Consider the following 23,753-nt stretch of genomic DNA (forward strand, 5'->3'; position numbering starts at 1 on the left):
TAAAATCCCGACAGCGACCATTACAACAGCTGATAAAAGAATCTATGGAAGCGTTTAGCGCTGCAATTTACCAAGAAGCCAGCTCACTTCGGTGTTGCTCATTATATATTCAATTATGTAAATAAAAAAGGCGCTGCCGTACTTTTTAGAGATCAAGCTTTCATCTATCGCTTTCATAATAGCGGAGGAGCGGTTTTTTACATTTAATTTTGAATAAATGATCGACACATAGTTTTTAACCGTACCTAACGAAAGAAACTAAACAGTGTCCATGAAAATATACTAGCTTCATTCCGTTTGATTCCATCTCATATAGTTAGGTTTCTTTGCTTTGAAGAAATCTTCAATTTTAAAATATCGGTCTAAACTTAAAATCAATGCATCTTTTCTAAAGAATAATAATCCGAATGCAGATGTATAGAGAGTTAAGCTAAGTAAATTCATATTACCGGAAAGGATGAAATTAATTTGCATAAATAAGCAGATAAAAATAGCTGGTAGCGTCATAAAGCCAACTATTAAGCATATGCCCATAATTATTTGGGCAATCGGTATTGTGTAATTTAAAAATAGCACATGATTTAAAGCTATCCCATCAATAAAGCTTTTGTAAAATTCCGGGACATTTGGCTTGTCCAATGCTTTTGTCAAATATTCTGTAAGGAACACCATCGGTTGGTCGTACCATGATACTTCCCCTGTTTTGCCTGTAATTTTGGTTAATCCTGCCAAAAACCACCCTGCTCCAAATAATACCCTCATGAGCACTACTAGAAATTTGATTACAGTATTATCAATTGATTTTTCCATATCATCACCTCTTAATAAATTAACTTTTTCCTGTCAACTTTGAATTTCAAAGTTATATAAAATCTCCATTACTAATTTTACAATTCTTTAGACCCTTCATACTGGAGTTCCTATTTAAATTCCATTTCAACAGACTATTTTCATATTTCATCTATCTATATATGCACTTCTTTTTTACTCACTATTTCCTGTTACATCATAAATTCCTCCTAGATAGTATAGAGTTGCTAAGTTTAATAATGATAATCATTATCAAGAAATGAGGCGATGTCGTCATAATACAGAAAAAGAATTAAAAATTTTTAAAAACAAAATTAAAAAAAATTAATTTTTTGCCCAGATGTTCAAAAATACCTCCCTTATGATTCGTTTTTTACTTCTTTTAATCTAAGTTTTAAATTGTCTTGTTCAAGTTAAATGATCATAAAGATAGTTATTATATTAAGTTTTACAAAGAAACAATATCGCTATCTGTTAAAGTGTGATTTTTTATTGGTTTTTATATGGGATAAATTAGCGGATTGACCAGTCATATTAATCTAAGATATAGTTATGAAAAATTGATAGTGATTATCATTATTAAAATATAAAATGAGTGTATTTTTTGGGGGAAATGAAATGCGAGTGCTGTTGGTCGAAGATGAGATAAAAGTAGCTCGTTTTATATCACAAGGGTTAAAAGAGCACCATTATGTTGTAGATGTGGCACACGATGGTGAAATGGCCTGTGAGCTGGCTTATGCTGAGGATTATGATCTTTTAATTGTCGACCTTATGATTCCAAAGAAAAATGGGGCTCGATTAATCAAGGAATTGAGGTTAAATGGAAAAAATGTTCCTATTCTTATTCTCAGTGCCAAAGATTCTGTGATTGATAAAGTAGAAGGGCTTGATATAGGAGCGGACGATTATATGACAAAGCCTTTTGCTTTTACGGAATTATTAGCACGTTTACGTAGTCTGTTAAGGCGAAAACAAGAAAAGACATCACCACTTTTACAAATAGCAGATCTGAAGTTGAATCCCTCCACGAGAGAAGTGACTCGAGGGGTGCTGCCTATTTTTCTTTCCAATAAGGAATATGCAATTTTGGAATTTATGATGAGAAATGCTTGTAAGATTTTGCCTCGAACTCTGATTCTAGAGCATGTATGGATGGATGCTTACAATATAGGAACGAACGTGGTGGATGTTCACATCAATCACTTAAGGAATAAAATCGACAAAAACTTTGATTTAAAACTCATACAAACGATTTATAGTGTAGGTTATATGATCAAAGGAGGAAATGAATAAGACATCATGAAATTTTTAAAAAGGATTGGATGCAGAATTGCAATTTGGCATCGAAAAAACAGATTAATTTGAATATTCAAATTAATGAGTCGTTCACTCTCTACGGGGATGAAGATCTCTTATGAAGATTATTTATTAATTTGATGGAGAATGCAATTAAGTACACCCCAACAGGTGGAACAGTGGAAATCAAGGCATGCAGTATAAAAGAAATCATTTATATTGAAGTAATTGATCATGGAATCAGTATTCCGCAGGAACACTTGCCTTTTATCTTTCAACGATTTTATCGGGTGGACGATTCCCGTTCAAGAAGTCAGGGAGGAACAGGATTAGGGTTATCTTTATGTAAATGGATCATAGAGGCTCACAAAGGAACGATTGAGGTTCAGAGTAAACTAGGTGAAGGAACTAGGGTAATTGCAGGATTGCTTGCTAGGTAACTGGATACGGCAGGTCTTCTTTGTTTAGAAACCTATTCTGACCAAATTGGTAAACCCACGTCATGTCAGTGGCTCATAGTATGCAGAGATTCACCTTGAATAAGACCATTAAAAAAAGCCCCGGCTGCAAACACGTAACGGTGGCATGCTCGTTTCTATTATAGTTATACTTCTTTAAAAATGTTTAATACTGCTATTTATAAATTGTTAATTAGCATTTCCACCTATATGTTTCTCATTCACCGATTCTTTTTTGTCTTTTTCTCGCGTAGTGATTTATTAACGTATTTATGCTTGGACCTTCTCCCTTTGATGCCCTTTCAGCTGGTTTAGTCAACCTTTTCGTCGTACTGTTGATTAAACTTCAGCTTTTTCAATCCAAACATGACGCCTATTATACGGTCCTCATAGTCCTTTTCCTCATCACGCTAAATAATTTTTCGCATAAAATGTAAAAGTTATTAATTCTTACATTTCAGGAGGTTAATGTGATGAAACCTGATCACTTAAGAGGTGCTAAGAAAGAAAATTCTTCGTTATCTTCTGAAATTAATGCCGCACAGCTCGCAATCATTGGTTCCTCATTCATAGCCCTCGGTGAGGTTATAGGAGTATGTGCCGAGGTGTTGGCTTTAGAAGAAGAAGTGTCAAACGCTAATTCTCAAGATCAATTAAGTCTGGATCACATTCGACAGCAATTAGATACTATACAAAAACAACTCGATTATTTAACGAGAGAAGCTTCTAAAAAACACTAAAAATTCAGCTGCATCACTTTTATTTATCAATTGTGCTTCTAGTCCGCTCGGGTCCACTCCATCACATTTACTTTCTACCCGAGCTTCTTCTTCTAATAATTTACGCCGTAGTGAAAAATACTTTGAAGCCAGTCCTCCCTAATTTACGGTTTCGGTCTACTGTTGATCGCCACAAGCCCCTTTAAATATTGATTCTCGCTGTACATTTTCCGAGGCGTTTCATCCTACACCTTCGTTATTTGCTTCATTTCTTCCGTTTCCCACGCCATGCGTTCGGCTTCTTTCTTGCCTTCTATCCATCCCTTTTCGATTTCGCCGGCTTCATACTGTGCTTGGACACGCTCGTTCTCTGCTTCATTCAGTCGTTTTTAGTTTCGTATTCAGTGATTCATTTTCCGTTTTGAGTTCATTATTCCGGAATGACTTCTGTTCAAGCCCTTCATAAAGAATAATGTAATCAGTTTCTATCTCCGCAATTTTTTCTTTCAGTTCTTCATTTTCGACATGAAGCTGTTTGTTCTCCGCTAGAATCTTTTCTATCTGTTCTTTCACTACGTCAGACAGCTCTAGTTTCGTTTCTGAGGACTTGTCCATCTTTTGAAATTTCGCCTTCGCCTGATTGCTTCTTTCTTCTACGAGCAGTAGTAATCCCCTGTAATTCCTTTCGTGAATCATCTGATAAATAGTTTTTCTTCCACACCCACAAAACAGATGTGCTGACACCTAACTTATTAGCCGCTTCAATTTCATCCATGTACTCACGTTTCAAATTCATGTAGATCGCTTCATCAATTCGATTTGCTGTTACTGCCATTTGTTTTTCCTCCTCTTTGTCATATTGCTTCCAACGCTCGCCGATTTGCTTTAAATACCTAGATACTTGAACCTGCGAAACTCCAACAATTTTCCCGACTTCTTCCTGTGTGTTTCCTTCCATGCTCAACTGAATAACAAGCTTCAATTTTTCCGGAATACTGTTAATAAAGTCATCGACGATAACCGTTGTGACGTCCTCTTCTTTGCCGATCATGTCAGAAAACGTGTTTTCATTTCCGTCTTTATTAATAACCGGCGCATCTAAATTGGTGAATCGAAGTTCTAGTGCCATTAACGCGTGTTCAACCGCTTCTTTTTTACAACCGATGATTTCTGCTATCTTTTCAGGCGCTTCATCTTCAAGACTCTGCATTTTGATCTTATTAGCAATTTCTTTCGTAAGCCGCGGGACTTTTATTTTGCTATCAAAATCACGCAGCCCTCTTTTTATTTCGCCTTCTACCATGGGCACGCAATACGTCGAAAATCGTAATCCTCTTTCTGTATCGAATCGGTTAAATGCTTTTATTAAACCTTCATTTGCATAACTGAAAAGGTCTTCTATTTCCAATCCGACGAATTTTCCCCACTTCGAAAACCGATTCACCTCTTTATAAAGCATTTTCTCGTACTGTATCCTCGCCTGTTCAAGTGTTAGTGTTCGTCCATCCAACTCCTTGATAGCTGCATTCATTTGTGATTCAAATCTTTCTTTGATTCGTCCGTGATTTTCTCTACTCGCGTCATGCTGTTCAAGCGATATTCAGCAATCAGTTTTTCCCGTTCCTCAAATGACGGTTTCAGATTCCCCACATGGCTGTTTTCTTTTAGCACCGTTTCATATCGTCCCTGGCTGTATCTCAAAAATTCCATCTCCTTTTTTTACGCTGGTTTTCCCTTACTAGCCCTTGCACTCGTTCCAACCGAAACGCAACGGGCGTTCTTTCGTCAAATACAATTTCTTTTAATCACTTCATCATCTTCTCTGCGTGCCTTGATTTCATTTCAGCTATTTTTAACCGGCGTTCTAGTTTAAGTATGAGTTCACTTTTTTCGAATTCTTCTCGGAATGTTGTCATGATGCATCACCGCCATCCACGTACTGCCGTGCCCTTACTTTCGCCATTTCCGCCACACATGCTATTTCCCGTGCGTATGGATCGCCTGCTTCGATGAATCCCTTCTCAACCAGCTGCGCCGCTAACTTGTCGATATCATCCCTTGTATATCCTTCGGAGCGGAATAATCGTTCGTGGTAACTCATTGGCTTTTCAATGTACATCGTAAAGGATTTCATTCTGCCATCTCCCTTTCTGCCAGACGTTTCAATCGCCCGCTCAAATGTTTAAACGATTCCATCTCCCTCATGAGGAGTGCGACGTTTATCAATTCTCTGATTCCGGCTTTTCACCTAGCTTATGAATATTGCCGTTCATGACGTTCTCAGGGTTTTTCTGTTTTTGACACAACAAACCGTTAACACATTGGCATTAGAAAAGTCTACAAACTCGATTGTCTTTTCAATCTTGTATTTAACCTAAGAGCCTCTTTCGAACACGATAAACGCTCTCTGTTATTTGATTATTCGTAAATTGACCACATGCTGTTAACAAAGTTTTCGATTGTTATGCCCTTTTCTACGAATGTTCTAAAGTGATTTTCTGCACTAAAACGGTGTTCAACATTTAATAGATGCAAGATCACAAATTATCCGTCTTTCAACGCCTTCATCGCTTCCTCAAGGGGGGCGTATTTCGACAGTATGTGCCATATTAAACATTTATACGACAGAATAATATCTTTATGCACATTTCTGTCTTCATCCTCGAAAAAAAGACTATGCTTCCATGAAACTGTATACTCTTCATTTTCATCTGTTGCTGTTTCACCTGGTTTTAGCTGATCAATTAGTTGCCAGATTGTTAGCCATTCACTCACTTGATTCATGCTCCTATTTTCTCGGCTTTATTCCTCCGTCCATTTCCCGCGGCATCACCAGTAGAACCACTTCAGAAGGCGAACTCGAACTCCTTTCTAAAACAGGTAAAGCTGGCACTGAGTTCCACACAATCATGTATCAAGGGACATCCTCTGATACGACATTAGGCAATGCGAACTTCATGTTCCGAAACGGTAAATTAATCAGCAAAGCCCAAGCAGGTCTTGGTAAATCAAGCGATGCAAAGATTACTGCTGAGGAATTTAACATGATTCAAAAACGCAATTAGGATTAGAATACATTTACGGCTCTGCTCACGCATGGCTTTTTCTTTTGTTTTTTGAATAAGCCACACAAATTCGGGTATAAGCCTATATAAAGGAGAGATTCATATGAATCAGGTAACTCACTATCTTCATTTGCATAAAGAATACCTATTCGGAATGAGTGAACAAACTAGACCCGGTGAACTCGATCATTTTGAAACACTCCATCTCGACTTTTATGATTGGTTGCAAAAAGAACAAGGCCTCTCGCCCGAACAGGCACAAGTTGTGATTAACGATTCCTGCACGATAGAAGAAGATTAAGCCTACGAGCTTCTTTTTTTAATTCTCACACATACGTTCTATATGAGGCGGAAATAAAGACGGGGGATTAGCCCCGCTTGTTTCTGGCATTTATTTAAAGCTTAATTTGTATAAATTACCCTGAGATGGTTAAACTGTTGTTGCATGAGAGTTCACTCCTGCATACGGTGTTTTCACTCTTTCAGGTCGAGGGTCTTCGCTTCCCTCGGCTTTTTGTATACACTTCTATTAATTAGAAATAATGTTATTGACCGAAACATTTTGCTATGTTGATTTCCATTTTTAAAAGTTGGGGCAACCCAGCTTTTTTTTATGATGAATAAGCAGGATGTGAGTTGTTCGGTCATGTTTGTTCCCCCTCATAAGTAAGAGTGCATCCCCCCCTTCATTTTTACCGTAGATTGTTAGAGTCTACTAGTTATTAACTATTATTTTGTTTATAAATAAAATTTTGACAGTTATCTTTACTTATATTAAGGTTGTATTAAATAAGAAAAGGACGCGATTTTCAAGGAATGGAGTGTTTCGCATGGCAAGTTACATCGTATTGGATAAGAAGAATCCGGCTGACAAAAGCGAACTGCCGCGCATTAAAATCACCGCTGAATTAGGGTACGATGAACGCGGGAAACGGATCAGACGCAAGAAAACCGTCGCGCTTAAAAGTTTATCTGATCGCGCGATTAAAAAAGCGATTACGGAGTTTGAGATTGCAGTCGCAAACAGTGGACCGATAGACACGAATAATATGACGTATCGGGATGCTGTTGCGCTGTGGCTAAAAAACCATGTGACCCATTTAACCTATCATTCGCAAAGAGCGTATAAGATGAACATTCAGCCGGCTGTCGAATATTTGGGTGACTTAAAATTGAAGGATTTAAAGAAGATTCACATCGTTGAATTTATGAACCACCTGACTAAACAAGACGAGAAATCAACCAACTATAAAATGCGGGTGAATCGCGTCATGCTTCAAAAGATGGTGGAATGGGATTTACTTGATGAAAATGTGGCTGATGCAGTGAAAAAGACAAAGCAGAAGAAACAAGAAATGTCGTTTTACGATGAAAATGAAGTGAAGCAGCTGCTTGATCTGTTACCGTCTGCCTTGCCGAAACATCGGATGGTAATTCAAATGGCACTCTTTTCCGGAATGAGGATTGGTGAAATTTCCGGCCTGACAATGGATAATGTAAACTTTAACGATAATACCATTACGATCAAACATACGTTAATACATGATAAAGAAAATGACACCTTCTTTCTTGGGGCGACCAAGAATAAAAAGGTGCGTGTAATTCCGATGCCAGAACACTTTATGGCATCGCTCAAAAACTATATAAAAGAAGTGAAGAAAGACCGTATGTTTCAAGGTCCTGATTGGCGTGGTGTTGAGGGGATGGATTTAATCTTTTGTCGCGCTGACGGATACCCCCATTCAGACAATGCCTTTTCGAAATATTTTTTAGAGTTCATCGAAAGGCACGGATTGAAACGAATCCGATTCCACGACTTGCGGCACACGCACGCGTCTCTTCTTCTTTCTAAAGGTGTAAACATAAAAGTTATCCAAGAGCGTCTAGGGCATAGTAGTATCACACTCACAATCGACACGTATTCACATCTAACAAAAGAAAACGAACTGGAAGCCGTTACAAAGCTTTCAAACATGTTTTAAGCTTATCGGTCCCCTTTTAGTCACCTAAAATAAAAAAATACGATGAAAATAACTATTGAATCCTTATTATATAAGGATTTTCTGTTTTTAGTTTGCATAAGTATAAATTATCTATACTATACATAATAAAATTATAGTAAATGAGGACTTCCGTGTTTGAACTATCTATTTTTCAATCGCAAGATGCTTTTTTAGAAATGCTGCAGTCAAGAATGCATTTATTGGATAACGACCGTAATTTATCGCTCGAAAACTGCTCAGACGAAGAATTTTCTGTCTGGATTCAAACGGAAATCGGAAGACGATGCGTGAATTGTCTACTTGTGAAGCAAGAGCGATTATCGACTGCTTTTCAAAAGTAGTGAAAACACAAAAAACCGGTTGCAAATTGAAGCACACAACCGGTTGATTGGGTATCTATTATTGACGCTTGGCATTCTGGCATCAGAATTAATCCAATTAAATTGGGGATGTTCCCACCGCAACAATCGTGGTGATTTACTTGTGGGTGTGCTCAGAAAAGCATAATAGGCATAGTCCGTTTTTTTCCATTGTAATAGATTTAGTTGGACGTACGGATATATCGCTTACCAACTTATATTTAGAATGGATTCAAGAAGATCCGATGCACGATCATTTAAAAAATGCGTGTTTTTGATGATGCTTGAGATTCGCTCTCTCGCGCATCGAAAATGATAAAGTTGAGTAACTATGCATCTCGACGCAACGACATTTGATGGAAGAAAAAACCCTGACTGATCATTCATTTTTAGCCGGGGACTCTCTCACTGATTTGAAGAGCGTTCTGGAGATCGATAATCTCTTTTTTTATTTTTGAAAAACCTTGAATATCAGGGGTGTTTTTTTCTGTATGCGGCTGATTTTGTTCAGCAGCCATCGCCATCGTTTCAAAAGTATAAAGCAATTGAGCGAGACTTTCATCTGAAAGAACAGGTCGTTTATCATATTTTAAGCTTGAATCAAGTAAATAGCCCATCTGTTCTATGGAAAATATGACAGGCCAGAGAGATTCTAATACCGTCTTGTTGCTAAATAATTCCCCTGATGCTGTATTATATACCGTTTTTAAATTGGTTAAATTGGTTTGCATTTTACTTCTTTCTCTGCTCTCTTCATAGTCAATACGACTATTATGTTCAGAAAACAACATGAGTAGAAACTGTCCCTCACTTCGAATTGTTTTAGCAATAAAATGCGGAAGTAGACTGGAAGCAGAACGTCTGCCTATCAACAATGTTCCAATAAGACCTATGACGCATCCTATAAAAATATCTGTTACTCTCACGGTTGCAAAAAAAGCGAAGTCATGCACTTGAGTCGTGTATTCTGCCATGATTAAAGCGGATGGTGTAAAGAACATCGCAGCAAAGCCATAATTTCGCACAATAAAAAGTTCTGTAAAAAATGTCAAAACCAAAATGATAATGGCGATAATATATCCTTGAGGCGTGGATGACAGAATGATGCTCGCTACGAGAATGCCGACGATTGTTCCAAGAAATCGTTGAACGGCGCGGTGAAACGTAGCAATAATTGTCGCGCCAGACATGACAGCTGCACAGGATAATGGAATCCAATACGAGCGGTTAAAGTCAAATGTATACGCAATAATCGCAGCAAACGTAAGGACCGTTCCATATTTAACAGATGACAGAAAGACAATCGAATTTTTGTCGAAAGCACCTAAAAAAACCGTTTTTAATGATCGCTTTGAAATTCGAACTTCTTGATTAATCCTAGAAATCGGTTCATTCATGATGGCATCCGCATTATAAATTTTGACGAATAAATGCTCTGCCGCTTCATTAACATGGTCCGGCTGAAGAATTTTCGTATTGTTTTTCTTTTTATGTTCAATCGAGTTTGCGAGAGCCCGAATAGATTCCCCTAATTCTGGCGGTAGTTTTGCCTTTTCTTCTAAAGCTATTTCGAGTACTTCTAAAAATATCGTATTTGCATGTTCGGTTAATAAATATAATCGTTTAAACATATCCGAACTTTGCCAAGATATATATCCTGCTGAAAGAATATCTTCTGCCTGTTTCATCGCTGATACTGTTCTTTGCCTTGTCTCATTAAAGCTCTCTGTACCGACTGAATCCAAAAATGCCGCCAATTCCATATACACTCTTTTTACAGCATTCGTTTCAGGTTCACGAGGGCTGATCAACCAGCCAAGCATAGCGATTAGCCACGATAACACCCCTCCGAGAAAAACGAGCCCGGTGCGCAGAGGAGCAAGTGATGGATCGACAGGCATACCAGTCGCCATGGCGAAACTTAAAACAAAAAAGATAGCAGAAGGACCAGAAATTTTTAACGCCCCAAAAATAAAAATAGCTACAGCACCAATTACACCCATCATAATAGCAGATGCAAGTGGATATGGAGCAATAAGTGTTCCTACTCCGACCGATAAAGAAATTCCAATCATGACAAAAAAGAGCTTTTTAGCTCTCTGTGCATATGGCTGGTTAAATACATAAAGATAGGTAAAGGCACCAATTCCTGCTAACAAACCATATTGTAAACTGCCCAATAATAATCCTATAAAGACAGGCAGCGATGCACTTACTCCAGCACTAAAAGCCTTTATCCATGGAAATGGATTCTTTTTAATCTCAAAAGCCTGTTTTATTGTCGAATGAATCTCAGTAGATTTAAGTGAGATAGATGTAGAGGACTTTTTTCGTTTCTTTTTATCCATTCTAAAGCCCCTTTCCTAAATAGTGTACTCCAATAAAATGATGTTTCTGAAATAATGTGCTTATCAAGCAGGCTTTACGTCAAACTATAGCTGTTATCCCTTATAAAGAATGATTCCCTGTGCACAGACATTCAAATCAATTTTGATAATGTTATACACAGGATGAGAATCAGGAATTCCTTATCATTTAATTTAGACTTAAAACCCTTTTCAAATTTCATCAATCCTTGATCAAAAATTTTGGTCGTTTTTTGGTCGGAATTTTGATCATCTATTATTTATATTATACTAACACTAGAAACTGATTCAAAAGCGCAACAAAAAGAACCATAAAGAACCACCGTGCGGACGATGGTTCCATTATCGATATTTTTAATGCCTTGCATATAAATCACTCTCGCTCGTTACTTTTAATTTCGTAGATGTCTTTTTCTAATCTTTCTAATGAACAAACAATTTTATCTTGCGTTTCATTCTGTCGTTCGATCTGTGCCATCAATTTATTTTCGCGTTCTTTTGACTCAGCCATTTGAATGCGTAACAGCCATACAAACAACACGCCAAAAACCCCTTGCGCCCACAATTCAGCTGGCAATTGTGTTAAGTCCATCATTCATTCCCCCTTTAATCGATTGAAATTCAATTGTTTTCTCTACCACTCTTTTACAACATGATATTTGGAATTTTTTATAATCTAACCCGTTACTATTAAAATGAATTACGATCAATTTCAATATGTTTAGTCATTTCTATTGATCTCCTTCTCTATATCATATTCCATGTATTAGTTGTTGTCCTCCACACCTGCATTAGTAAGGTAAATAATAGTTACACCGGTGATGAGATCACTCCCACTTGTTATTTTTAATGTGGATGATGTCTTTTTCCAATCGTTCAAGCGATGAAACAATTTTATCTTGTGTTTCGTTTTGTTTATCAATCTGTACCGTGAGCTTGTTTTCTCACTCTCTTGATTCCGTCATCTGGAACCGTAAAAGCCATACGAAAAGGGCATAGAATACTTCTTGCGCCCATAACTCCGGTGGCAGTTGCGTAAAATCCATCGTACGGCCTCCTTGCTTTCCTTATAAATAAAAAAGCGCCCGAAATGGGCGCTCTTTGAAATGCTATTTCCTTTTTGTTACTCCACATTGTTATATTCTCTTTCTAGGCTTGTTTCCAACCTTAATATAATAAGCACCATCTTCATCAAGAGTTCTAAAAAACTTAACCCCAATCCACTTCAACGGCGACCAGATTTCTTTCATACTGTATAATGGCATACAGTATACCTCCTATTAGATATGGTTTGGAAATCATATTCAATAACTGGCTGACATAGTTTTAACACCTTAGCCCCTGTAGATCTGCATCACCGTTTTTTTGGTAGTCTTGCCCTTTCACATAATACTTGAAGTACATGTCCATTATAATATCTAGCTCCTATTATATTAAGCTTATTCGTTCGACAAATCTCTGTAAAAATAGCGCTCCGATTACGAAGCGCTTAATTAACAGTTTAATCCGTATGTGAAACAACAAAGAGCCAACATTAATGGTTGACTAAACGTATGCAACTTGACCTTTTAGTTTATTAAAATGTAAAAACCGATTTCCTATGTGCTAAGGCAATCTTTTACTAACAGAGATAAACCATTAAATATTATTACTTATATATTTCATTTTCTAAAATAATCACTTTTTCCTCATTTGAGGATTTCCCTATTTGCTTCGTATTTTCAACCAACCGAAAAATATTATCACAGCATTGTTTGGCACCTATAACTAATAATGGTACACCTATAAAATCAATTTTTAATCCTCTTGAGAAAAACCCCCCAATTGACATGACGAACGGTACAGTTGGTGATGTATTAGAGAAGATTATTTTTTCTTGAAATTGATGTTTGCTTTGTAGCAATAAGCTTAAGTTTTTTAATGCTGGAACAACAAGTTTGGAGGATTTTCGTCCTAATGTATATACCGAGTCTCCATTTTCATCTATCCCGTGAAAAATGATTTTTCCTGAATCATTTTTAGATAATTTATTGAAATAGTTAACATTTAATATTTCTTCTTTAGTTAGTTTTCGTTCTGATTGGGTAATTTCTTTTAAATGATAGGCGGCTGCCAGAGCCGTTGTATGTGTCCCACCATAGTCATTATAAATATAAATCATGATATCATCCTTTATATTTTTATCTATGGTTATTATGGTCATTTATTCTAGTTTCCATTCAGTTGATTATCTTTTAACTCTTATTACACTGCATGTTCCGACTACTTGTTAAATCGTAACCTGCGTATTTATATGGTACATCGGGAATCCGAACACATAACCGTTCGTTTGTCCTTATTGTGGAAAATGAACCATCGGGTTTCTGGCCTTGCATCCCGACGAATAAACGCCTGGCACCTGTCAAAAGTTCGTTCAATGTAATGACTTCGATCTCGTCTTTTTGGGAATAAAGGTAGTCGAGAATCTGTATAAAATTAGCAGAAGAATAGCACATGCCATATGGATCTGCAGGCGGCGTATCTGCGATAAGGTGATTCGTGAAAACGATGGTTCCACCTGCCGCGATGGTTGTATCTATATCCGCGATAACTGAAGCGGGCGTCACGCCTTCTTTTCCCCATCCCGAATCAGAATCTTTCACCCGCTTCAGATGCTCCGTTGTGTGCTCTTGGTTTTGAACAAACATAATTTTCTGCGCTCGGATGATCGCCGCATACTGAATGTTTCCCATTCTGATCTGATCTCATCCCAGTTCGCCACTTCACATCACCGCCACCTCCCAAATTAATTTTGAACAAATAAAGAAGCCACTCATCAGAGTGACCTTTTTATTATTGGATGAAACCTAATGGAATTTTAGGCTCTTTGGGGTTCGGTCGAGGCATTGCCATCAATAAAAAATTAAGCTGTGATACATGTTGAATCAATTGCACTTCCAATCCACTATCAGTAACTCCCGCAAAAATGATTAAACTGGGATCACAGTAACCTAATGCAGTTACCTGAAAAGTAACCGACTGCCCAGATGGAATAAGCTTAACCCCCACCCCTTGACTGCCATCTAGTTTATTGTCAAAATCTTCAGCTCTTTTTTTCAAATGCTTATAAAGTTCACTTGCCAAGTTTTGTCCCGGTGTATTCGTTGGTATAGGCAATTCATTGCAAATTTCGTTATCGTCCATTGATTTGAGTAGATCTGGCTTGGATTCCATTTTATCATCTCCTTCCTTGAGTCGGATAGATCTGTCCTGAATTTCACTTTATTATCTCCTTTTTCGTCAAATTATTATACTCAACGTCAAAAGGCTCCTTTCCTCGTAGAAGAACACTGTAGATGTTTCACATTCGATCAACCCCTTGCGCTATTTACTTTCGTTATTTTAGACATAGAAAAAAGACCCCGACAGGAATGTCGGGGTAAATAGTCAAAGGTAGAGATAAGGATACTGACTACTTATATAACCTTTTAACGTTAAGCTTAAACCTATCTGTCTTAATTTTTACCTTCTCATATATACAGCAGCTAATGGCACGTTCAGGTAAGTCTGTGAATGGTGCTTTTTTAGAGACAGGCTTAATAGCGATATAGTTGCCGACTATCATTACAGCACCTACCCGTTTAAACGGCTGAATGCCCCGCCTTTTGCTCTTCCGTACCTTGCTCGACTCATTTCCCTTTAGTTCTTTTAATTCACGTTCAGACAGCTTCTCCTGCTTCTTCTCTGGTGGCTTTCTTTCTTTCGTTCTTATTTCACTTCCTGGTGGTCCTTCTTCCATTGTTTTAGCTGCTCTTTCAAACTTGGATTCATCACAATCACTCTTTTTCTCAATAAAAAAGGACACCAAGCTAATTGTAAGTGCATAACATGCCTATAAAGTTTGTTTTGTAGCTCTTATAAAGAGGTGAAAAGAAGTTATGGTTTCATATATGGATTACACATCTCCATCAACTGAATACACTTTTGACGTAAATAAAAGTCCCTTGTTCAGAAAAGATGAAAAAAACTATATTAACGTACTAGGTGTGAAACAGTTAAATACATTGGAAAATGTGTCGTTGCTGGACATTTTCCTAAGTACTAATAACATTGTAGAACCTCACTATCACCAAAATGCGGCTGAGCTAGTCTATTGTATTTCTGGTGCTGCTACTGTATCGATGTTGAACCCCTTTACAAAACAGCTTCTCAGTTACTCTATTACACCTGGACAAGTGGCAAACATTCCACAAGGTTGGTGGCATTACGAAGTAGCTACAGTTGATAACACTCATCTTTTGGCAATTTTCAATGCACCAACTCCAGAAGTGATTTTAGGCTCTGACATCTTAAAATTCACTCCTGCAAATATCATATCACATACTTATTGCATCGATGAAAATCAATGGAAACAAGCAATTGAACCGGTTAAACCATCAACATATATAGGTCCATACAAGAACTGCAATAGAGTAAAGCAAAATACGCCTAATCAATATTTAAATCGACAGTATCAACAGCCACAATATATTCAGCAATACTCACGAATTCCTTACGTTCCCCAGTATTATCAATATTGGCGCTAATAGACAAACTAATAAAACTATTGGCATGAAAAATCGAAGAAACATTTTGCTCTGTTAATTTCAATGTTTTAAAGATGGAGCAACCTGGCTGTTTTTATGCCATAATATCTTTGAACTGTTCATTTAACTGATTGAATTTTCATCGTTTGAATCGTTGTTGCATATATTAAATACAAATAGGAGCCCTTTCTCCCTCCTATTTAAAAGCATTTTCCATTTCTTCTTCAGCAACTATTCTTATCCTGGAATAGTTGCTTTTTGTCGTACTGTTGATTAAAAATTAACTCTCAGTAGCAAATTGTCTCTTTTCAATGATTGATTATTTAACCATTTTCCTTCACTCTTTCGTTTGAGATTTGTTAAGGTATTGTACCGAAATGTAATTTTTAGCATAAAATAAGATTGATACGAAGATTCATTTAACATCGTTTTATTATTGAGGGGTGAAATCCATGAATAAAAATAATTTAAACAATAATCAAAAAGGCCAAAATTCATCATTACCAGAAAATTATGCTGATAAGCTCGCCGTCATTGCTTCAGTAATTTCTACGTTCGGTGATGCCTTAGCAACTGTTGCAGCAGTATTAGCATTAGAAGAGGCTGCTAACTCCAATACACAAGATCAAAGAAGTCAATCTGACCGAGACCAGCAGTTGATAAGGATGCAAAAACAAATTGACTACTTAACAGATCAATTATCAAATAATAATAGAAAGAAGAATTAATTAAGCTACATATCATAGATTTTCAGTTCATTATGGCATTTGAAAATGATCACTATTCGTAATGAATTTTCGAATTATTGAAACGCGCTAACTTCTCGTTTCCCTCCCGTACTTTTCAGCTTGTCCCATGAACCCTTTTTAGTCTTGATAATTATGCAATCGCTTAATACCTGATCTCCATTCCAATTCTCAAAAACTCTTTTTACACTCGTTGAAATTTACTCCTTCACAGTTTGTGTCTACTGTTGATCATTCTCCCTTACACCTCTTCTATAAGGTTTTGTGCTTAATTTCTTTTTTGAAGGAATACTTTATGTTTAATTCTTTCCTAGTTGGATATGATTAGTAACTAATTCAATTTTACTCAGCGAAGGAGACCATCACAGTATGATGCTAATCGATATTGTTGCGTGGATAATATCAATAGTTTTTATTTATTAGTTTCGTTTTTTCTTTAGTGGCTTTATTAAGAAAACCAAGATCGTTACGTGAAACTGAAAGTGAATTTTCCTCACAGGTTAAAATAGAATTGCGAGCACTATTTAACGGCCGGGCAGAGTCCTGGCCTTTTATCTTTTCTTTAACCCCTCAAAAAATGTAATGTTTTTAGAGTTTTTGTCGAACACATGGTAATTCTCTCGTGATTATTTTATGATGGTTCCCTATTGTGTTTAATAAACAAACCCGCACAGGAGAGATGTAATGTTATCTACTCAATTAAATTTAGAGGACTTATCCACCCAAATTAACGATATTCGCGAGTTAATGATAGCCTCTGGTTTAAAAAAGGGATTTACAGATATCGAAACCCTTAAATATAGCGAAGAACTGGACAAATTAATTCTCCAATTTCAATTGCAAAGCAGACTTTAAAAACTTTCGAGAATAAATATCATTTTTTGTATAATTTTCTCTTGGATGGTTAAACTGTTACTGTGTTAAGTTTTCTCATGAGTAAGAACCTTCCAAATATTTGTAGTCGGGGAACTTTTCTCGGCTTTTTTTTGTAAACATTTCTTGAACGGGCATACTATTTTTATATGACGGTTCCCCGTCATACCCGATATTTTGTCACTTTCAATTCTTTTACAGTCAGGTATTAATCTGGCTGTTTTTTTGTTTGAATTTCCACTTTCACTTTGATTTTCATCGGGATTTCTTCTGCCATACGCACCGTTCTTTGTCCTCTGCGAATCAATTCCTTCACTCGATCTTTGGTCTCTTCCTTATATTCATAACTTTCAACTATAGAATTTCCGATTGTAGATGACACAGTTACAAAATACATATCAATTCCCCCTCTGTTTTTAATGCATTAATCCTCGTTTAATGTAATCCGGTAACTCTTGTCCGCATCGAAGAGCCTGTTCAAACGTACATTGAGGACAGATAACTTCCCTTTGTCATCTGGATATTTGAATTCTGTGTATTTTACTTTTCGTATCTTTAATCTTCCACCCTATCAAAAGGACAGGTAGCTATCTGTATTAGGTATATGTCATTTATAGCAAATTAAAAATCTCACCCGTGATGTCTGTCCGTTTCAAAGATACTACGGGATGCATCTACTATAGTAAACAAGGAGGTGTTTTGGATGTGTCGTCCTATTAGACCAATCATCTGTCCCCCAAAGTGTGTATTTCATGATTCCTACATTAAACGCGAGGTTCCTGTCATTCACCCAATCGTGAATGTTAATCGGCAGCATATTGTTAACGTTCCTCGTCATATTTATCAGCCTATGACAAGAAACGTCGTCGTAGATCCAGGTTATATGGATCCATCACAATGTCACTATAATCACTCACATGGCTGCAATCGTTGCAGATAACACTTTTTGATTTTTATAGAACCATTCGTACAAGACTCGGCTCTATTTTTTCATACTATATTTAAAAAAAGGTGATCATTATGAGTTCCCAAAATTGTGGCGGATACGGCTCTGTCTTTGTGCTAATTGTTGTTTTGTTCATTTTGTTAATCATCGTTAGCGCATCTTTCATGGGTGGCGGATACTGCTAGGTACCAAACCATTATCCATAAAACCCTTTTGAATTAAATACATTATTGTGCGACTGTATAAAGTAACTACAGTCGCTTTTTTAATTCAATATATACGAACGTTTTACACATCCTGCAGTATCTTTTCACTTAATTCAAAAAACCACTGCCGATCTGCAGTCATGATCGCTAAATCGATAGGATCGTCATAATCTTCTTTCAAAAGAGAAGAATCCAACGGTACAATTAAACTCATTGAGCACGTAGCTGGGGCTGGTTTGATGTTTTCAGGAATACCTCTTACAAACCTAGCTATTTTCGTCATATGCACCGTCTCTAAATCTTCCGAAAAGCTATCGATATAACTCATGGCCAGACGCTGCTAAAACCCAATCGCCCACTTTCAAGGCTGCCACTCCTTTAATTAATTTTCCCCTCATCCATTTTTACCAAATTTGTTATATAATGTTTTATAGAGCGTGATACTTATGAAGAAACAAACTCTTAAAAGTCTTAAAGTACATTTGTTTATCATTGGCGGAGTGCTTGTAACACTTGTCCTTCTCGTTTTTTGTCTCCTCTTTTTGATTTGGCAGGCAACAACAATTTAGCTCATTACCCTTTTTACATTTTCAACAGAATGTGCACTAACTATTCTCAGATAAAATTCCAAATTAACACCAAGTGCTATAAGACAACTAAAATGAATCTTCAACAGATTACCTTTCAAGGAGGTGTTATAAATGAGCATACAAAAATGTGCTAACTGTGGTCATCAATTCAAATGGAATGAGATTTTCAATTCCCTTCTCTTGTTTTACAAACCGATAAAATGTAGCATGTGTAGAACTAAATACAAAGTTTGTTTTTCTTCGCGATTAATTTATAGCTTTACATGTTTCGCTTCCGTCTCACCTGTATTGTTATTTTTGTCAATTAATCATCAATTGCCCTCTTGGATAGCTTGTTTGATACTGACAGCATCATTATTGACCCCCCTCCTTTTTCCTTTTTATGCAAAGTACTATCCCTTGCAAATTGAAGATTAATTCAATCTTTAATTCTCATTATCTGTGTCACAGCTTCTATCTACTGTTGATCAGCGTTTTCTTCTCCACTCACCGCGACATACTCCATGACTGTAACTTCCTGCCCGCTTGCCTTTTCAATGTAGCTTTCGCCGCAATGAGAAATCCCGTGAAGCCGGTCCGCCCTTTATGTCATAAATTTCAGTGCAACCATCTTTCCAATACACTTTAAAATCAGCTGTGTATTTCGCCCCTGCCTTTGTTTTCTCACCTTTTCCAGAACAACGAGTACAATTATCGGGCGGCCTGTTCTCGGGCTTGTCCGCTTGCCTGATCCGTTACATCCATAGCATGTGACTGCGTATGTCGGTATGATTTCAAAAACTGGTTGTACTTCCACCTTTTCAACGTCTGGATCTGCTAAAAGAAGCAGATAATAATTGACTTCGGCTTTGCTGTCAAAAAGAATGCCGTATACAAATGTTTTCTTCGCGTTCCAATTACAGGTTCTCATTTAGATGAGTTTTCTTTTCATTTTATTTTTTGAATTTTGCACATTGTTAATTATGTTTTTATTATATTTGTTATTTCCTCAATACCACGCCCCATCCACAGTATAATTCCACTATTTTCCATCTGTAAAATGAACCTCGACACAAGCGTTCTGTACATTCTGATGTTGATTTTTAATCAAAACAAAAAGACTGTTTATTTCGGTCTTTTTGTTTCTAACTTTATTGTGAGGTGTATCCTTCTGTAATTGACCAAGAATGGCTCCTAATAACACACATGTACCCATCTGCTCAGAGTACGCTCCAAAGAGTAGCCCTACAAGGCTTCCATAAAAAATATGAAGTGTTAAATGTTTCTTTTATTTCACATTCTTAGGTAAAACTAAGTTGTATAGATCTCATATGAACTAATGCACCCGTTACTTCAATATGAAGATATGAAGAGCCATACTTCCCTCTTGATGTATGGTACTCTTTACTTCAATAAGGATATCACTTTAACGAATAAATGCCATTTCTCTCACAGACCTATATAAATAGCGGAACCCTAGCTACAATTTTCCAATTTATAAATTATAATTTTTAGTATACTTCATTCTTAGAAAGGTGATTTAGCAATTGGAAAAGTCATCGTAAAGGTTGTTCCCTTCCCCTCTTCACTATCAATATGAATTGTTCCTTTGTATTTTTCAATCCATCGTTTCGCAATGGCGAGGCCGAGACCTTGTCCTCCCTGTTTACTGCTTCTCGCTTTGTCGGCCCGATAAAACCGATTTAACACGTAAGGAATATCCTGCTTTGAAATCCCGATTCCTTTATCGATTACTTGTATGTGTACTGTTTCATTCTCAGCAAAACAAGCAATTACTACATTTTTTTCTACCACTGAAAACTTCACAGCATTATCCAATAATATAATCAAAATCTGCTCTAAATGACGAGGGGGTACAGCTACGTATTGTGTTCCTTTCTCTATATGTGTAGTAAACATAAAATCAGGATGCAATAGTTCAAAATTATGTTTAACAGATTGAATTAACTGAACGACATGAACCGGATTCACTTCAGTAGGTCCCATTGTTCCTGTTTCTGCTTTTGATAGTTCCAGCAGCTCTTGAACAAGTTTTATCAGGCGCTCGACCTCTTTTAAGCTTGAATGAAGCGATTTGTTAAGCACTTCGGGATCATCTTTTCCCCACCGATTTAACAGGGATAGGTGACCATGAATGATAGCCAGTGGTGTTCGTAATTCATGGGATGCGTCTTCAACAAATTGTTTTTGTTGAATAAAAGACTCTTCCAGATCATCCATTAATTCATTAAACAGTTTTCCTAGTTGGGCAATTTCATCATTCGTTTCATAGGTAGGAACACGCTCTTGCAGACCATTCACTTTTATCTGTTGCATCGTATCCGTGATCACACGTACATTGGAAAGCAATTGTCTTGAAAGAAATGTTCCTCCAAGGAAACTTAGTAACAGTCCACCGACACCCCCGGTAATCAACACAAAAAAGATATTATCAATGAAGTCGTCAATCATTTCCATACTTCTAATAATCTCAATCGTCCCGGCAAATTCATCCGTTACAACAGGTGCTCTTAAAATAAGAAGAGGATCTTCGCTATTTCTAACGATTTCAAACTCCTTACTGTTTACTAATACTGGTAATACCTCTGCTTCGTGTAAATCTTCCGTAACGTCCATGACGATAGTCCCTTTTTGATCAATGATTCGAATTAATTGATCTTCTTCATTTATAATTGAAAAGTCGTTTTCGCTTTGTTTTATTTCATCTACGGTAAGATGCTGATGGTTCGATTCAATAAACGTTAATATTTCATCTAACTGATGATTCATATTTTCTTTCTCATAATTTAAAGTTCTATGTTCAATGATCATATACTGGAGGATTGAATACGATAGAAACAGGATAAACATGAACGCCGATGACCATATCGTTATTTTCCATCTGATTGGCAAATTAGAGTAATATGTAATAAATTTATTCAATCCCGCATCACGTACCCAACCCCTCTTACTGTTTGAATGTAAGACTCTTTTTCATTTGTATTTAACTTATTACGTAAATGCCTGACGTACACATCAATCACGTTTGTTTCTACTGTCGTATCATAAGACCATATTTGCTCTAAAAGCATGTCCCTTGTTAATACCCGGTTAATGTTTTTCATAAAAAAAGAAAGTAGTTCAAATTCTTTGTTCGTAAGCTCGATGGTTTCATTTTCTTTCGTAAGGAGGCGGGATTCTACATCGAGCACTAAATTCTTAAATTTCAAAGAAATGGTCTGATTTGCTGCTAATCTTTCCTGGCGCTTAAAAATAACGCGCATTCTTGCCAGTAATTCTTCAATGGCAAAAGGTTTTGGTAAATAATCATCTGCCCCATTATCAAGCCCCATCACCCGGTCCATTACACTGTCTTTTGCCGTTAGCATAATGATGGGTGTGTCTTTGGCCGTTCGTAATCTCCTGCATACTTCAATTCCGTTTAGTCCCGGCAGCATCAAATCAAGAAGAATGATGTCAAAATCTTGATGTAATGCTTTTTCTAGACCTAAACGTCCATCATATGCAATCTCAACGGAGTATCCCTCATATTTGAGCTCAAGTTCTAAAAATTCAGCTAATCTTTCTTCATCCTCTACAATCAAGATCGTTTGCATCATTTAACTCCCTTCATTCATAACTTTACTCTCCTGTGAACATTTTTCTTTATCATATTATCCTGAATTGACATTTTTAAAAAATCTAAAGGAAGAATCCTATCTGCAATAAGCAAATAGGACCCCCTTTTCTCATCTTTGTTTACTTATTCGTTATCATCATCTGTTTCAGCATCATCTTCTTCGACTTCAACTTTTAACACTTTGCCAGATTTAGCATCTACTACGATTTCCTTTTCTTCCCCTTTGTCATCTATAACATCTACAGTATATACAACAACACCGTCTTCATCTTCAAGTTCTGCGTCTTTTACTTTACCTGGAACTTCTTTAAGAGCGATGGCAATACTCTCTTCTTTTGTTACGGTTGCTTCTTTTTCAAGTTGTTTTTGCTCTTCTTTATCGTTTTCTTCGCCGTCCTCTTTCTCAGACTCTTCGTCATCTGCTTCTATTTTCAAAATCTTACCGGTATTGGCATCTACCGCGACCTCATGTTTTTGACCTTGATCATCCGTGACTTCCACACTATAGATAATTACTCCATCTTCGTCTTCAAGTTCTACATCTGATGCACTACCCTGGACTTCTTTTAAGGCAATATCGACACTTTCTTGTTTCGTTAGTTTCGTCTTCTTTTCTAATTGCTTTTGTTCCACTTTTTCAGAGACTTCTGTCTGTGTGCTATCTGATGCAAATGCTGAAAAGTCTATTACGGAACCTGCGATACCACTTCCAAGAACCGTAACTGCTAATGCTGGGACTAAAAGTTTCTTTTTCATTTTTGTCTTCCTCCTGATAACTTGTTTTATCGTGCATTATGATCATAACTTCTTATCATGAAGTGCTTATGAATCCAAAATAAAAACAGCTTAATATTTACATTAAAAATTTTTCATTTTACTAATAGTAAAAAACCGTACCAGTATACTGACTGATACAGCTTTTTTTATTGGTTACGCTTAAGCAACTGTTTTTTTATTGCTCTAGCTCTCTTTTTAACACTTTCCGTTTTTTCTTTTAAAAATTCTACTTTCATACCTTCTGGAGACGATTGGATTCTTATTAAGTCCCCATCCTGCACATCTGATCCTATTTTTTCAACTAACATTAATTCCTCAACCGATACGTCTTTGCACCAGAGCAGCTTGGTTG

The 23,753-nt window shown here is 36.7% G+C and carries 31 protein-coding genes and 1 pseudogene; 11 read left to right on the forward strand and 21 right to left on the reverse strand.

Annotated elements, in window-relative coordinates:
* Positions 1-54: 54 nt before the first annotated feature.
* Both AWH49_RS21095 and AWH49_RS13240 read right to left on the reverse strand, forming a co-directional pair.
* A pseudogene (locus tag AWH49_RS21095) lies at positions 55-246 on the reverse strand (hypothetical protein); the annotation flags it as partial.
* A 42-nt stretch (positions 247-288) separates the two neighbouring features.
* Positions 289-810: a DoxX family membrane protein gene (locus AWH49_RS13240; RefSeq protein WP_063966091.1), complete on the reverse strand. Its 522-nt coding sequence runs from the start codon at positions 808-810 to the stop codon at positions 289-291.
* Positions 811-1,428: 618 nt separating this feature from the next.
* Here AWH49_RS13240 and AWH49_RS13245 point away from each other — a divergent pair.
* The 3 genes from AWH49_RS13245 (at position 1,429) to AWH49_RS13255 (ending at position 3,307) form a co-directional block, all read left to right on the forward strand.
* Positions 1,429-2,106 carry a response regulator gene (locus tag AWH49_RS13245; RefSeq protein WP_063966092.1) on the forward strand — a complete coding sequence of 226 codons (678 nt, stop codon included), beginning with the start codon at positions 1,429-1,431 and terminating at the stop codon, positions 2,104-2,106.
* Between the two features lie 134 nt (positions 2,107-2,240).
* Complete coding sequence (locus AWH49_RS19305) at positions 2,241-2,549, forward strand: sensor histidine kinase (RefSeq protein ID WP_342341792.1); 309 nt, start codon at positions 2,241-2,243, stop codon at positions 2,547-2,549.
* A gap of 491 nt (positions 2,550-3,040) precedes the next feature.
* Positions 3,041-3,307, forward strand: coding sequence for a hypothetical protein (locus AWH49_RS13255; RefSeq protein WP_063966094.1), 267 nt, complete (start codon positions 3,041-3,043; stop codon positions 3,305-3,307).
* A gap of 354 nt (positions 3,308-3,661) precedes the next feature.
* Here AWH49_RS13255 and AWH49_RS13260 read toward each other — a convergent pair whose 3' ends face one another.
* The 5 genes from AWH49_RS13260 to AWH49_RS13275 all read right to left on the reverse strand — a co-directional run bounded on the left by AWH49_RS13260 (position 3,662) and on the right by AWH49_RS13275 (position 6,061).
* A complete protein-coding gene (locus AWH49_RS13260) occupies positions 3,662-3,901 on the reverse strand; it encodes an MreC domain-containing protein (protein WP_063966095.1) in 240 nt (79 codons plus the stop codon).
* A complete protein-coding gene (locus AWH49_RS13265) occupies positions 3,864-4,817 on the reverse strand; it encodes a sigma-70 family RNA polymerase sigma factor (RefSeq protein WP_063966096.1) in 954 nt (317 codons plus the stop codon). Before AWH49_RS13265 ends, AWH49_RS13260 begins: the two co-directional genes overlap by 38 nt.
* Positions 4,814-4,987 carry a hypothetical protein gene (locus AWH49_RS20105; RefSeq protein WP_157723730.1) on the reverse strand — a complete coding sequence of 58 codons (174 nt, stop codon included), beginning with the start codon at positions 4,985-4,987 and terminating at the stop codon, positions 4,814-4,816. Before AWH49_RS20105 ends, AWH49_RS13265 begins: the two co-directional genes overlap by 4 nt.
* A 211-nt stretch (positions 4,988-5,198) precedes the next feature.
* Positions 5,199-5,420, reverse strand: a complete 222-nt coding sequence (locus tag AWH49_RS13270) for a hypothetical protein (RefSeq protein WP_063966097.1) — start codon at positions 5,418-5,420, stop codon at positions 5,199-5,201.
* A gap of 410 nt (positions 5,421-5,830) precedes the next feature.
* Complete coding sequence (locus tag AWH49_RS13275) at positions 5,831-6,061, reverse strand: hypothetical protein (protein WP_063966098.1); 231 nt, start codon at positions 6,059-6,061, stop codon at positions 5,831-5,833.
* 393 nt (positions 6,062-6,454) lie between these two features.
* Between AWH49_RS13275 and AWH49_RS13285 the strand changes: the two genes are divergently transcribed.
* The 3 genes from AWH49_RS13285 to AWH49_RS13295 all read left to right on the forward strand — a co-directional run bounded on the left by AWH49_RS13285 (position 6,455) and on the right by AWH49_RS13295 (position 8,695).
* Entirely contained in the window at positions 6,455-6,652 is a 198-nt protein-coding gene (locus AWH49_RS13285) for a hypothetical protein (protein WP_063966100.1), read from the forward strand.
* Positions 6,653-7,181: 529 nt separating this feature from the next.
* Positions 7,182-8,333, forward strand: a complete 1,152-nt coding sequence (locus AWH49_RS13290) for a tyrosine-type recombinase/integrase (protein ID WP_063966101.1) — start codon at positions 7,182-7,184, stop codon at positions 8,331-8,333.
* Positions 8,334-8,485: 152 nt separating this feature from the next.
* A complete protein-coding gene (locus AWH49_RS13295) occupies positions 8,486-8,695 on the forward strand; it encodes a hypothetical protein (protein ID WP_063966102.1) in 210 nt (69 codons plus the stop codon).
* 407 nt (positions 8,696-9,102) lie between these two features.
* On the opposite strand, the gene AWH49_RS13300 is transcribed toward AWH49_RS13295, so the two are convergent.
* The 6 genes from AWH49_RS13300 to AWH49_RS20795 form a co-directional block, all read right to left on the reverse strand.
* Positions 9,103-11,061, reverse strand: coding sequence for an FUSC family protein (locus AWH49_RS13300; RefSeq protein ID WP_063966103.1), 1,959 nt, complete (start codon positions 11,059-11,061; stop codon positions 9,103-9,105).
* 391 nt (positions 11,062-11,452) lie between these two features.
* Complete coding sequence (locus tag AWH49_RS13305) at positions 11,453-11,671, reverse strand: BhlA/UviB family holin-like peptide (protein WP_063966104.1); 219 nt, start codon at positions 11,669-11,671, stop codon at positions 11,453-11,455.
* A gap of 1,056 nt (positions 11,672-12,727) precedes the next feature.
* Entirely contained in the window at positions 12,728-13,240 is a 513-nt protein-coding gene (locus AWH49_RS13315; protein ID WP_063966106.1) for a DUF3189 family protein, read from the reverse strand.
* A gap of 73 nt (positions 13,241-13,313) precedes the next feature.
* A complete protein-coding gene (locus AWH49_RS13320; RefSeq protein WP_063966107.1) occupies positions 13,314-13,811 on the reverse strand; it encodes a hypothetical protein in 498 nt (165 codons plus the stop codon).
* Positions 13,812-13,911: 100 nt separating this feature from the next.
* Positions 13,912-14,292, reverse strand: coding sequence for a DUF6173 family protein (locus AWH49_RS13325; RefSeq protein ID WP_018392975.1), 381 nt, complete (start codon positions 14,290-14,292; stop codon positions 13,912-13,914).
* 238 nt (positions 14,293-14,530) lie between these two features.
* On the reverse strand, positions 14,531-14,857 hold the full coding sequence (locus AWH49_RS20795) for a hypothetical protein (RefSeq protein ID WP_063966108.1): 327 nt from the start codon (positions 14,855-14,857) through the stop codon (positions 14,531-14,533).
* Positions 14,858-14,996: 139 nt separating this feature from the next.
* Between AWH49_RS20795 and AWH49_RS13335 the strand changes: the two genes are divergently transcribed.
* The 3 genes from AWH49_RS13335 (at position 14,997) to AWH49_RS19320 (ending at position 17,245) form a co-directional block, all read left to right on the forward strand.
* On the forward strand, positions 14,997-15,644 hold the full coding sequence (locus AWH49_RS13335) for a cupin domain-containing protein (protein WP_063966109.1): 648 nt from the start codon (positions 14,997-14,999) through the stop codon (positions 15,642-15,644).
* A 452-nt stretch (positions 15,645-16,096) separates the two neighbouring features.
* On the forward strand, positions 16,097-16,372 hold the full coding sequence (locus AWH49_RS13340; protein ID WP_063966110.1) for a hypothetical protein: 276 nt from the start codon (positions 16,097-16,099) through the stop codon (positions 16,370-16,372).
* Between the two features lie 702 nt (positions 16,373-17,074).
* Entirely contained in the window at positions 17,075-17,245 is a 171-nt protein-coding gene (locus AWH49_RS19320; protein WP_081897897.1) for an aspartyl-phosphate phosphatase Spo0E family protein, read from the forward strand.
* A 226-nt stretch (positions 17,246-17,471) separates the two neighbouring features.
* Here AWH49_RS19320 and AWH49_RS13345 read toward each other — a convergent pair whose 3' ends face one another.
* On the reverse strand, positions 17,472-17,660 hold the full coding sequence (locus AWH49_RS13345) for a hypothetical protein (RefSeq protein WP_063966111.1): 189 nt from the start codon (positions 17,658-17,660) through the stop codon (positions 17,472-17,474).
* A gap of 623 nt (positions 17,661-18,283) precedes the next feature.
* Between AWH49_RS13345 and AWH49_RS19330 the strand changes: the two genes are divergently transcribed.
* Entirely contained in the window at positions 18,284-18,394 is a 111-nt protein-coding gene (locus AWH49_RS19330) for a YjcZ family sporulation protein (RefSeq protein WP_082862834.1), read from the forward strand.
* Between the two features lie 103 nt (positions 18,395-18,497).
* On the opposite strand, the gene AWH49_RS13350 is transcribed toward AWH49_RS19330, so the two are convergent.
* Positions 18,498-18,743 carry a hypothetical protein gene (locus AWH49_RS13350; protein WP_063966112.1) on the reverse strand — a complete coding sequence of 82 codons (246 nt, stop codon included), beginning with the start codon at positions 18,741-18,743 and terminating at the stop codon, positions 18,498-18,500.
* Between the two features lie 373 nt (positions 18,744-19,116).
* Between AWH49_RS13350 and AWH49_RS21310 the strand changes: the two genes are divergently transcribed.
* Positions 19,117-19,422 (forward strand): TIGR04104 family putative zinc finger protein, encoded by a 306-nt coding sequence (locus AWH49_RS21310; protein ID WP_082862835.1) that lies wholly within the window; start codon positions 19,117-19,119, stop codon positions 19,420-19,422.
* A 116-nt stretch (positions 19,423-19,538) separates the two neighbouring features.
* On the opposite strand, the gene AWH49_RS21000 is transcribed toward AWH49_RS21310, so the two are convergent.
* From AWH49_RS21000 to AWH49_RS20110, 6 genes are all read right to left on the reverse strand, one after another.
* Positions 19,539-19,628, reverse strand: coding sequence for a hypothetical protein (locus AWH49_RS21000; RefSeq protein ID WP_280512832.1), 90 nt, complete (start codon positions 19,626-19,628; stop codon positions 19,539-19,541).
* A complete protein-coding gene (locus AWH49_RS13355) occupies positions 19,589-19,915 on the reverse strand; it encodes a DUF1064 domain-containing protein (RefSeq protein WP_063966113.1) in 327 nt (108 codons plus the stop codon). Before AWH49_RS13355 ends, AWH49_RS21000 begins: the two co-directional genes overlap by 40 nt.
* Before the next feature lie 596 nt (positions 19,916-20,511).
* Positions 20,512-21,855 carry a sensor histidine kinase gene (locus AWH49_RS13360; RefSeq protein WP_244886847.1) on the reverse strand — a complete coding sequence of 448 codons (1,344 nt, stop codon included), beginning with the start codon at positions 21,853-21,855 and terminating at the stop codon, positions 20,512-20,514.
* 68 nt (positions 21,856-21,923) lie between these two features.
* A complete protein-coding gene (locus tag AWH49_RS13365; RefSeq protein WP_063966115.1) occupies positions 21,924-22,601 on the reverse strand; it encodes a response regulator transcription factor in 678 nt (225 codons plus the stop codon).
* 146 nt (positions 22,602-22,747) lie between these two features.
* A complete protein-coding gene (locus AWH49_RS13370; protein WP_063966116.1) occupies positions 22,748-23,380 on the reverse strand; it encodes a PepSY domain-containing protein in 633 nt (210 codons plus the stop codon).
* A 167-nt stretch (positions 23,381-23,547) separates the two neighbouring features.
* Positions 23,548-23,709, reverse strand: coding sequence for a hypothetical protein (locus tag AWH49_RS20110; protein WP_157723731.1), 162 nt, complete (start codon positions 23,707-23,709; stop codon positions 23,548-23,550).
* Between the last annotated feature and the right edge of the window lie 44 nt (positions 23,710-23,753).

The organism is Domibacillus aminovorans (assembly GCF_001643235.1).
Lineage (GTDB): Bacteria > Bacillota > Bacilli > Bacillales > Domibacillaceae > Domibacillus > Domibacillus aminovorans.